This is a genomic window from Sphingomonas sp. MS122, assembly GCF_049532975.1.
In the GTDB taxonomy this organism is placed as follows: domain Bacteria; phylum Pseudomonadota; class Alphaproteobacteria; order Sphingomonadales; family Sphingomonadaceae; genus Sphingomonas.
Genome location: NZ_CP186695.1, coordinates 506,944 through 517,500, shown reverse-complemented (window position 1 = coordinate 517,500; position 10,557 = coordinate 506,944). Strand labels below are relative to the sequence as shown.

The following is a 10,557-nucleotide window of genomic DNA, read 5'->3' as shown; positions in this document are numbered from 1 at the left end:
CTCGTCGGGGAAGAAGCGCTTCATGATCGACCCCATCACGGTCGCGACCAGCAATTGCGGCACCACCACGAAGACGTTGAACAAGCCCATATAGATGCCGAGCTTGGCCTGGGGCAGGCTCGAGGCGAGGATCGCATAGGGCATGGCGAGGATCGAGGCCCAGGCGATGCCGATGCCGATCTCGCTGACCAGCAGCCATTGCGGATCGCGGATCACGAAGAAGCTCGCGAACCCGGCGACCCCGCACAGCAGCCCGACGATGTGCGTCCGCGTTCTACCGATGCGCTTTGCCAACAACGGCAGGAGAGTTAGCGCAGCGATAGCGGCAACACCGTTTTGAACGGTCGATATCAGGGTGACCCAGTTCGCGCCCTCCTGGAACCGAGGAGCCGCCGCGTTGGGTGCATCGAAGAAAATCTGGGCAACGACCGGCGTGGTGTAGATCCACATGATGAAGAGCGCGGACCAACTGAAAAACTGGACGAGCGCCAGCCGTTTCATCAGGTCGGGCATTCCGGAGAAGTCGCCCACGATATGAGTCAGCATGTTTGCGCGACTGCCGCGCTTGGCGAGGGTGATCGCGACGACGCTGGCGACACCGTAAGCGATGAGCAGCGCGCCAAGCAGATAGACCTCCTTCTCAAGGTCGAACTGGCGCACAGCGACGGCGACCGCTGCACCTGCGGCGATCCAGAGCAGGCACGAACTGTAGTCGCGCGCTGCGAGCGCGCGCATCATTGTTTCGTCGGTCTCCGCCCGAGCGCCGTCGAATGCGGCCATCTGTTCGGGGCCGTATTCGCGCGTCGTCAGGATCGTCCACAGGACCGCGAAGAAAAGCGCCGCGCCGCCGAACCAAAAGGCGTAGCGGACGGTATCGGGGATGCCGCCAACCGCCGCCGCGTTCGACACGCCGAGCTGCTCGAGGCCCCAGGGGAAGATCGAGCCGACGACTGCGCCCGCGCCGATAAAGGCGGTCTGCACGGCATAGCCGGCGCTATGCTGATCCTTGCGCAGCATGTCGCCGACGAAGGCGCGGAACGGCTCCATCGAGATATTGAGCGAGGCGTCGAGCACCCACAGCATCACCGCCGCGACCAGCAATACCGGGGCAAGCGGCATGACGAACAGCGACAATGTGGCAAGGATCGCGCCCGCCAGGAAGTAGGGCCGCCGCCGCCCCAGCCGGCCGAGCCAGGTGCGGTCGCTCATATGCCCGATCACCGGCTGGACCAGCAGCCCGGTCAGCGGGGCCGCGATCCACAAGGCGGGCAGATCGTCGATGCTGGTGCCGAGCGACTGGAAGATCCGGCTCATATTCGCATTCTGAAGCGCGAAGCCGATCTGGATCCCGAAGAAGCCGAACGACAGGTTGAACAGGCCCCAAAAGCCCTGGCGCGGCTTTTCCATGTCAGATTCCTTGAATGATCAGGCGGGTGAGCCGCACGAGCGGCGCACCACCAGCCTCGCGGGCAGCAGCACGTCGTGCACGCGCTCCTCGCGGATGCGGCCGAGCAACGTCTCGACCAACGTGCGCCCGGCGGCGCGCGTATCCTGCAGGACGGTGGTGAGCGGCGGGTTGGTGAAGCTCGCCGCGGCGATGTCGTCGAAGCCGACGACCGCGACGTCCTCGGGCACCTTGCGGCCGTGCGCGGCGAGCGCGTGCATCGCGCCGATGGCGATCAAGTCGCTCGCGGCGAGGATCGCGTCGAACGTCTCGCCGCTGGCGATCAGCGCCTCGGCCGCGGCGGCGCCCGCCTCCTCGCTGGTCAGCGCGTCGAACTGCAGCCGCTTGCGCGGGATGATCCCGCCTTCCTTGAGCGCCGCGACATGCCCGCGATAGCGGTCGTGGAACTCGGGATAATGGCTCGACGCGTGCCCGAGGAACGCGACGTTGCGCCGGCCGAGGCCGAGCAGGTGCCGCGTCGCCTCGCGTCCACCGCCATGATTGTCACAGCCGACCGTGAGCCCGAGCGCCTCGGACTGCACGCAGCCCCAGCGTACGAAATGCGTGCCCTGCGCGATCAGCTCCGCGAGCTTGTCGCGATAGAGCTCGTAATCGCCATATCCGAGCAGGATCAGCCCGTCGGCACGGCGCGAGTCCTCGTAATCCTGGTGCCAGTCGCTCGCGAGCTGCTGGAACGAGACCAGCATGTCCTGCCCGTGGTCGGCGCAGGCGCGCATGATCGAGCCGAGCATCGACAGGAAGAAGGGGTTGATCGCGCTGTCGTCGGCGCTCTCGTCCTGGAAGATCAGCACGGCGAGCGTCTCGGCATGGCGGCTGCGCAGGTTCGACGCCGCCTTGTCGACGCGGTAGTTGAGTTTCTGGGCGATCGCCTCGATCCGCTTGCGCGTCGCCTCGTTGACGCCCGGCCCGCCGCGCAGCGCGCGCGACACGGTCGGCTGCGACACCCCCGCGAGGTGCGCAATGTCGAACGAGGTCGGCTTGCGTTGCATGGCCGGCGGCCCTCTCCCCTATCGCCTGCGGATGTGCCCTCCGCTCAGCCTCCCGAACTTCACTCCACTTCGCTCCCCGCGTCAATGTTGCGCAACGGTCACGCGGCGGCACCACGGCGCTGAATACGTATGCCGTCCGCTGGCCGCGCCGCCGCCTTGGCGCGATTATGGGGCCAACGCGCTCGATCCGGCGCGACCTGACAGAATGCACCGGCCGAAAGGGCCGGCATAGGGGAGGAACTATGCGTTACACCGCTACGGGCCGTCTGGCCGCCCGTCTCGCCATCACCGCCAGCGGCACCGCCATCGCTGCCACGCTGCTGATCGCGGCGCCCGCCTTCGCGCAGGAAACGCCGCCGGCCGAAGACGAAGAGGTCACCGTCACCGGCTTCCGCGCCGCGATCGAATCCGCGGTCGCGACCAAGCGCGACTCCAACCAGATCGTCGAATCGATCTCGGCTGAGGATATCGGCAAGCTGCCCGACAATTCGATCGGCGAGGCGATCGCGCGCCTGCCCGGCCTCACCGCGCAGCGGCTCGACGGGCGCGCGCAGGTGATCTCGGTGCGCGGCCTCTCGCCCGATTTCTCCTCGACGCTGTTCAACGGCCGCGAGCAGGTCACCACCGGCGACAATCGCGGCGTCGAGTTCGACCAATATCCCTCGGAGCTGATCGGCGCGGTCGACGTCTACAAGACGCCGTTCGCCGGCCTGATCGGCCAGGGCCTGTCGGGCACGATCAACCTGCGCTCGATCCGCCCGCTGGACCATGGGCGGCGCGTGGTCGGCCTCAACGCGCGCGGCGAGCTGGTCTCGCCGGGCACGCTCAACACCGGCACCAACGACAAGGGCTATCGCGGCAGCCTCACCTATATCGACCAGTTCGCCGACGACACGATCGGCATCACCCTGGGCGTCGCGCACATCAACTCGCCGACCCAGTTCGAACGGTTCAACGCCTGGGGCTACCCGACCTTCGACACCAACAACGACCTCTACGGCATCCGCAACACCCAGGGCACGCCGAGCACCGCGGACGACACCTTCACCCCGCGGCCCGAATATGCGGCGGCGCAAGGGGCGCAGATCATCGGCGGGTCGAAGCCCTATGTGCAGTCGACCGAGCTCGAGCGCACCAGCGCGCTGGCGACGCTGCAGTTCAAGCCGAACGCCGATCTCAACATCGTGCTCGACGGCTATTATTCGAAGTTCCGCGACGAGCAGACGCTGCGCGGCATCGAATTCCCGCTCTATTGGGGCAACGCCGTGCTGCAGCCCGGCTACACCGTCACCGACGGCGTGATCACCGACGGCACCTGGACCAACGTCAAGGGCGTGGTGCGCAACGACGCCAATCTGCGCGAGGCCGACCTCTACTCGGTCGGGCTCAACATCGCCTATAATACCGGCCCGTGGAAGATCAGCGGCGACGCCAGCTATTCGCGCGTCGACCGCGAGGACAAGGTGCTGGAGACCTATTCGGGCACCTCGCGCGGCGCCGGCAACGGGCCGTACGACACGCTCGGCTTCGGCCGCAATTCCAACGGCACCTACAGCTTCGATCCGACGCTGAACTATGCCGATCCCGGCCAGATCTTCCTGACCAGCCCGCAGGGCTGGGGCGCGGATAACACGCCGGGCGGGCAGGACGGCTTCCTCAACAACCCCAAGACCACGGACGAACTGCTCGCCTTCCGCCTCGATATCGAGCGCGAGCTGGGCGACAACCAGGGCAAGCTCGCTTTCGGCGCCGCCTACAACAAGCGCGAGAAGAATCTCGATCTGCAGCGCTTCTATCTCGGGCTCAAGGCGAATGCCGCTGATCCGCTGCACGGCACCAGCGTTGCGATCCCCGCCGACCAGCTGCTCGACCCGACCGAGCTGGCCTTCCTCGGCATTCCCGGCATGGTCAGCTACGATCCGCTCGGCCTCGCCTATAGCGGCATCTACAATTTCAACCCGGCGACCGACGCCAACGTCTTTGCCTTCGGCTGGGGCGTGCGCGAGGAGATCATCACCGGCTATGCCCGCTACGACATCGATGTGGAGATGTCGAACGGGTCGAAGCTGGGCGGCAATGTCGGCGTGCAGCTGGTCTCGGTCGACCAGTTCTCGAACGGTCTCGGGGCGAGCGGCTCGCCGGTCGCGACGGTCACCGACCTGTCCGACGGCGTGCGCTACACTTACGTGCTGCCCAATTTGAGCCTGGTCGCGCGTCTCAATGGCGGCTTCACCGTCCGCTTCGGCGCGGCGCGGCAGCTCGCCCGGCCGCGCATGGACCAGATGCGCGCCTCGCTCAACTTCAGCTATGATCCGTCGCGCGCCGCCAATACCAACATCAATTTCTCGCCCTGGGGCGGGTCGGGCGGCAACCCGCGGCTGCGGCCGTGGATCGCCAACGCGGTCGATCTCTCGGTCGAGAAATATTTCGGCCGCGACAGCTACATCGCGCTGGCCGGCTTCTACAAGAACCTTGAAACCTACATCTTCGAGCAGAGCACGGTCTACGACTTCAGCGGTTTCCCGGTGACCAGCGGGCCCGAGCCGGCGCTGCGTCAGGGCATCGTCACCCAATGGCAAAACGGCGAGGGCGGACAGCTCTACGGCGCCGAATTGTCGGCGACCTTCTCGCTGCGCAACCTCTCGAACGCGCTCGACGGCTTCGGCGTGCTCGGCAGCGTGTCGGTCACCGAGAGCTCGATCACGCCCAACCCCGGCAACCCGTCGCAGCCGCTGCCGGGGCTTTCCAAATGGGTGGCGAACGGCACCGTCTATTTCGAGAAATGGGGCTTCTCGGCGCGCGCCAGCGTACGGCACCGGTCGAGCTTCCTTGCCGAGCTGAGCGGCATCGGCACCGAACGCATCCAGCGCCTCGCCAAGGCCGAGACGATCGTCGATGCGCAGATCGGCTACGAGTTCCAAAACGGCCCGCTCAAGGGGCTCGGCATCCTGGCGCAGGCGCAGAACCTGACCGACGAGCCGTTCATCACCCATGAAGCGGCGAACGAGAGCCTGACGATCGATTATCAGCGCTATGGCGTCCGCTACCTGCTCGGGCTGAGCTACAAGCTCTGACCATTCCCCCCGCTTCCCCGCCGCGGCATTGTCGCGGCGGGGATGTTTTGAGGATGGAAGGATGACCGATCCCACGCCGCGCGGTCCGACGCCGCGCAGCATCGTCATCGCTGGCGGCGGCACCGCGGGCTGGATGACCGCGGCCGCGCTCGCGCGCTTCTGCGGGCCGGGCTGGCGCATCACGCTGGTCGAGTCCGAGGAGATCGGCACGGTCGGCGTCGGCGAGGCGACGATCCCGATGATCCGCCTGTTCAACATGGGTCTGGGGATCGATGAGGCCGAGTTCCTGCGCGAGACGCACGGCACCTGGAAGCTCGGCATCGAGTTCGAGGGCTGGGGGGCGCGGGGCGAGCGCTACATGCATGCGTTCGGTGTGGTCGGGCGTGGGCTGGGGCTGCTGCCCTTCCATCCCTATTGGCTGCGCGCCCATGCCACGGGGCGGGCAGGGCCGCTCGGGAATTATGTGCTCAACGCGGTCGCGGCCAAGGCGGACCGCTTCGCGCATGTCGAGCGCGCGGCTGACAGCGCGCTGCCGGCGATGCCCTATGCATTCCATTTCGACGCCGGACTCTATGCCGCTTATCTGCGCCGTTATGCCGAGGCGCGGGGCGTCACGCGGATCGAGGGGCGGATCGAGCAGGTCGAGCGCGACGGCGAGCGTGGCGACGTCGCGGCGCTGGTGCTGGCCAGCGGCGCGCGCGTCGCGGGCGAGCTGTTCGTCGACTGTTCGGGCTTTCGCGGGCTGCTGATCGAGGGCGCGCTGGAGACCGGGTTCGAGGATTGGGGGCGTTGGCTGCCCTGCGACCGCGCGCTCGCGGTGCCGTGCGACCGGGCCGAGCCGCTGACCCCCTATACCCGCGCGACCGCCCGCGCGGCGGGCTGGCAGTGGCGCATCCCGCTCCAGCACCGCACCGGCAACGGGTATGTCTTCTCTTCGGCGCATCTCGGCGAGGACGAGGCGGCGGCCACGCTGCTCGCCAATCTCGACGGCGCGGCGCAGGCGGAGCCGCGGCTGCTCAAGTTCCGCACCGGCAAGCGGCGCAGGGCGTGGAACCGCAACGTCGTCGCGCTGGGGCTCGCCGCCGGGTTCATCGAACCGCTCGAATCGACCAGCATCCACCTGATCCAGACCGGGATCACGCGGCTGCTCGACTTCCTGCCGGCCGGGCCGGTCGCCGATGCCGATCGCGATGCGTTCAACCGCCTGTCCGACTTCGAGATCGAGCGCATCCGCGATTTCGTGATCCTCCACTATTTCGCCAATGGGCGCGAGGGCGAGCCGTTCTGGGACGCGCTGCGCCACATGACGCTGCCCGAGCCGCTGGCCGGCCGTATCGCAATGTTCCGGAGTTCCGGCCGGATCGTGCGCGACCATGACGAGCTGTTCGACGTGCCCGGCTGGGTGCAGGTGATGATCGGGCAGGGGATCGTGCCCGAGCGCTGGCACCCGCTCGCCGACACGCTCGACGACGAACAGCTCGATCAGTTCATGACGACGGTTTCGCAGGCCTATCGGCGCGATGCCGCGCGCCTGCCCGGCCATTCCGATTATCTCGCGCGCTTCTGCGGCGCCGCTCCCACCCTCAGCCAGTCGAGTATCGCATGAGACATTTCGCCCTTGCCTTAGCCTTGCTCGCCGGCACGTCCGCGGCCGCACAGACAGCCCCGGCCGACCTGCGTGCCCGCGCGCCCGAGACGGAAGTGCTCTATTTCCTCCTCCCCGACCGGTTCGAGAACGGCGATCCCACCAACGACAAGGGCGGCCTTTCGGGCGACCGCCTGGCCACCGGCTTCGATCCGGCGCACAAGGGCTTCTTCCACGGCGGCGATCTCGCGGGGCTGGTCAAGCGGCTCGACTATATCCAGTCGCTCGGCGCGACCGCGATCTGGCTCGGTCCGATCTACAAGAACAAGCCGGTGCAGGGGCCGAAGGGGCAGGAGTCGGCGGGCTATCACGGCTACTGGATCACCGACTTCACGCGCGTGGACCCGCATTTCGGCAGCAACGCCGAGATGAAGGCGTTCGTTGACGCGGCGCACGCGCGCGGGATCAAGGTCTATCTCGACATCATCACCAACCACACCGCCGACGTGATCCAGTATCGCGAGTGCGGCGCGTGCGACTATCGCAGCCGCGCCGACTATCCCTATCAGCGCAGGGGCGGCGTGAAGGGCGCGGCGATCAATCCTGGCTTCCTCGGCGATGGCGTGCAGACGCCGGAGAATTTCGCGAAGCTCACCGACCCGGGCTCCGCCTACACGCCGTTCATGCCCGCGGCTGAAAAGAACGTGAAGGTCCCCGCCTGGCTGAACGATCCGATTCACTATCACAACCGCGGCAATTCGGCGTTCCGCAACGAGAGCTCGACGATGGGCGACTTCGCCGGGCTCGACGACCTGATGACCGAGAGCCCGCGCGTGCTGCAGGGGTTCATCGAAATCTATGGCGCGTGGATCGACCAGTTCGGGATCGACGGCTTCCGCATCGATACCGCCCGTCACGTCAATCCCGAATTCTGGCAAGGTTTCTCCAAGGCGATGATCGAACGGGCGAAGGCCAGGGGCATCCCCAATTTCCATATCTTCGGCGAAGTGGCGAACGACGGCGATGTCGGCGACCTCGCGCTGCACACGCGCGTGCACCAGCTGCCGAGCGTGCTCGACTTCGGCTTCCGCGCCGCGGTCCAGCATAGTGTGGCGGGCGAGAAGGGCACCGACGTGCTCGCCGCGATGTTCGATCGCGACGCGCTCTACGAGGGCGGGGCGGAGGCGGCGCTGCGGCTGCCGACCTTCATCTCCAACCACGATCACGGCCGCTTTTCGACCGATGTGCGCAAGGCCTTCCCCCAGGCGAGCGACGACGAGGTGCTGGCGCGCGTGAGGCTCGGCCACGCGATGCTGCTGCTGCTGCGTGGCGTGCCGACCATCTATGCCGGGGACGAGCAGGGTTTCGTCGGCGACGGCAACGATCAGGACGCGCGCGAGGACATGTTCCCGAGCAAGGTTGCGATCTACAACGACAACAAGCTGCTGGGGACGAGCAAGACCACCGCGGACTCGAACTTCGACACCGCGCATCCGCTCTATGCCGAGATCGCGAAGCTCTCGGCCGTCCGCAAGGCGACACCGGCACTGTCGCGTGGCCGGCAGGTGACCCGCGCCTATGACGAGAAGCCCGGCCTGTTCGCAGTGTCGCGCTTCGATCCCGCGACCGGCGCGGAGGTGCTGATTGGGTTCAACACCAGCGCCCAGCCCATCACGCGCCAGGTCGAGGTCGGCGTGGGTTCGACCGGCTTCACCGCGCTGGTGGGCCAGTGCATGCCCGATGCCGTGGCGCCGGGGAGCCTGACCGTGCGATTGCCCGCCTTCGGCTATGTCGCCTGCGCTGCTGGAGGCGCCAAGTGAGCGAGCCTTCGCGCGTGCCCGCGGCACAGGTGACCCGCGACTGGTGGCGCGGCGCCGTCATCTACCAGATCTATCCGCGCAGCTTCGCCGACACCAACGGCGACGGCATCGGCGATCTGCCCGGCGTCGCCGCGCATCTCGACCATGTCGCGTCACTCGGTGCCGACGCGATCTGGCTGTCGCCCTTCTTCACCTCGCCGATGCGCGATTTCGGCTATGACATCGCTGATTATTGCGGCGTCGACCCGGTGTTCGGCACGCTCGCCGACTTCGACGCGGTGATCGAGAAGGCGCACGCGCTGGGGCTCAAGGTCATCATCGACCAGGTCTATTCGCACACTTCGGACCAGCATGACTGGTTCAAGGAGAGCCGCGCCAGCCGCGATAATCCGAAGGCCGACTGGTATGTCTGGGCGGACGCCAAGGCGGACGGTTCGCCCCCCAACAACTGGCAATCGGTGTTCGGCGGCCCGGCCTGGACCTGGGACGCGCGGCGCGGCCAATATTATTTCCACAACTTCCTGAGCGAGCAGCCCGATCTCAACCTGCACAACCCTGAGGTGCAGGACGCGGCGCTGGCGGCGGCGAAGTTCTGGCTCGACCGCGGCGTCGACGGCTTCCGCGTCGATGCGATCAACTTTTCGATGCACGACCCGCTTCTGCGCGACAATCCGCCCGCGCCCGATACCGGCGCGCCGCGCACCCGCCCGTTCGATTTCCAGCAGCACATCTACAACCAGAGCCACCCGGACATCGTGGGCTTCCTCGAGCGGCACCGCGAACTGACCGACAGCTATGGCGGCCGTTTCACCGTCGCCGAGGTCGGCGGTCCGACGCCCGAGGCGGAGATGCACGCATTCACGCAGGGGCAGGGGCGGCTCAACAGCGCCTATGGCTTCGACTTCCTCTACGCGAACAAGCTGACCCCGGCCTTGGTCAAGAAGGCGGTCGAGACCTGGCCCGATACGCCGGGCATGGGCTGGCCGAGCTGGGCGTTCGAGAACCATGACGCCCCCCGCGCCGTGTCGCGCTGGGTCGATGCCGAGCATCGCGACGCCTTCGCGGCGATGAAAATGCTGCTGCTGATGTGCCTGCGCGGCAACGCCATCCTGTTCCAGGGCGAGGAGCTTGGCCTGACGCAAGTCGAGATCGGCTTCGACCAGCTCCAGGATCCCGAGGCGATCGCCAACTGGCCGCTGACGCTGAGCCGCGATGGCGTGCGCACGCCGATGCCGTGGCGGGCGGATGCGGCCAATCTCGGCTTCAGCGCGGGCAAGCCGTGGCTGCCGCTCGGCCCCGACCATGCCGACAAGGCGGTGGACCGGCAGACCAGCGAAAACAGCTCGCTGCTCAACCTGACGCGCGGGCTGATCGCGTTGCGCGCGGCCAATCCTGCCCTGCGCACGGGCGCGATGGCGGTGCTTGCGGCCGAGGAGGCGCTGCTCGTCTTCACTCGCACCGCCGAGGGACAGGCGCTGACCTGCGCGTTCAATCTGGGCAAGGCGCCGCTGGCATGGCATCCGGCGCAGCCCGACCGGTTCCGCGTGCTGGCGGCGGTGAATGGCGCTGCACCGGGATCGTTGCCGCCTTATTCGGGGTTGGTGCTCGAACAAATCGCCTGAGA

At 67.2% G+C, this 10,557-nt stretch carries 6 protein-coding genes (1 of these 6 only partly in view); 4 read left to right on the top strand and 2 right to left on the bottom strand.

The window, feature by feature from the left end; all coding sequences use genetic code 11:
• Nucleotides 1-1,407, bottom strand: partial view of an MFS transporter gene (locus tag ACO227_RS02445; RefSeq protein ID WP_423604995.1) — the 5' portion only. Its footprint begins 78 nt before the window's first position; only the first 1,407 of its 1,485 coding nucleotides appear in the window; the start codon lies at nt 1,405-1,407; the stop codon falls past the left edge of the window.
• A gap of 18 nt (nt 1,408-1,425) precedes the next feature.
• Nucleotides 1,426-2,454: a LacI family DNA-binding transcriptional regulator gene (locus tag ACO227_RS02440; RefSeq protein ID WP_423604994.1), complete on the bottom strand. Its 1,029-nt coding sequence runs from the start codon at nt 2,452-2,454 to the stop codon at nt 1,426-1,428.
• A 242-nt stretch (nt 2,455-2,696) separates the two neighbouring features.
• On the opposite strand from ACO227_RS02440, the gene ACO227_RS02435 reads away from it, so the two are divergent.
• The 4 genes from ACO227_RS02435 to ACO227_RS02420 all read left to right on the top strand — a co-directional run bounded on the left by ACO227_RS02435 (nt 2,697) and on the right by ACO227_RS02420 (nt 10,555).
• Complete coding sequence (locus ACO227_RS02435) at nt 2,697-5,528, top strand: TonB-dependent receptor (protein ID WP_423604992.1); 2,832 nt, start codon at nt 2,697-2,699, stop codon at nt 5,526-5,528.
• A gap of 61 nt (nt 5,529-5,589) precedes the next feature.
• Nucleotides 5,590-7,134: a tryptophan halogenase family protein gene (locus ACO227_RS02430; protein ID WP_423604990.1), complete on the top strand. Its 1,545-nt coding sequence runs from the start codon at nt 5,590-5,592 to the stop codon at nt 7,132-7,134.
• Nucleotides 7,131-8,933, top strand: coding sequence for an alpha-amylase family glycosyl hydrolase (locus ACO227_RS02425; RefSeq protein ID WP_423604989.1), 1,803 nt, complete (start codon nt 7,131-7,133; stop codon nt 8,931-8,933). The genes ACO227_RS02430 and ACO227_RS02425 overlap by 4 nt, the downstream gene beginning before the upstream one ends.
• Nucleotides 8,930-10,555 (top strand): alpha-amylase family glycosyl hydrolase, encoded by a 1,626-nt coding sequence (locus ACO227_RS02420; RefSeq protein ID WP_423604987.1) that lies wholly within the window; start codon nt 8,930-8,932, stop codon nt 10,553-10,555. Before ACO227_RS02425 ends, ACO227_RS02420 begins: the two co-directional genes overlap by 4 nt.
• The last annotated feature ends 2 nt before the right edge of the window (nt 10,556-10,557 follow it).

Excerpts from the sequence above, each read along its gene's own strand:
- ACO227_RS02440 (WP_423604994.1), bottom strand. The coding sequence starts at position 2,454 with ATGCAACGCAAGCCGACCTCGTTCGACATTGCGCACCTCGCGGGGGTG.
- ACO227_RS02430 (WP_423604990.1), top strand. The coding sequence starts at position 5,590 with ATGACCGATCCCACGCCGCGCGGTCCGACGCCGCGCAGCATCGTCATC.
- ACO227_RS02435 (WP_423604992.1), top strand. The coding sequence starts at position 2,697 with ATGCGTTACACCGCTACGGGCCGTCTGGCCGCCCGTCTCGCCATCACC.
- ACO227_RS02425 (WP_423604989.1), top strand. The coding sequence starts at position 7,131 with ATGAGACATTTCGCCCTTGCCTTAGCCTTGCTCGCCGGCACGTCCGCG.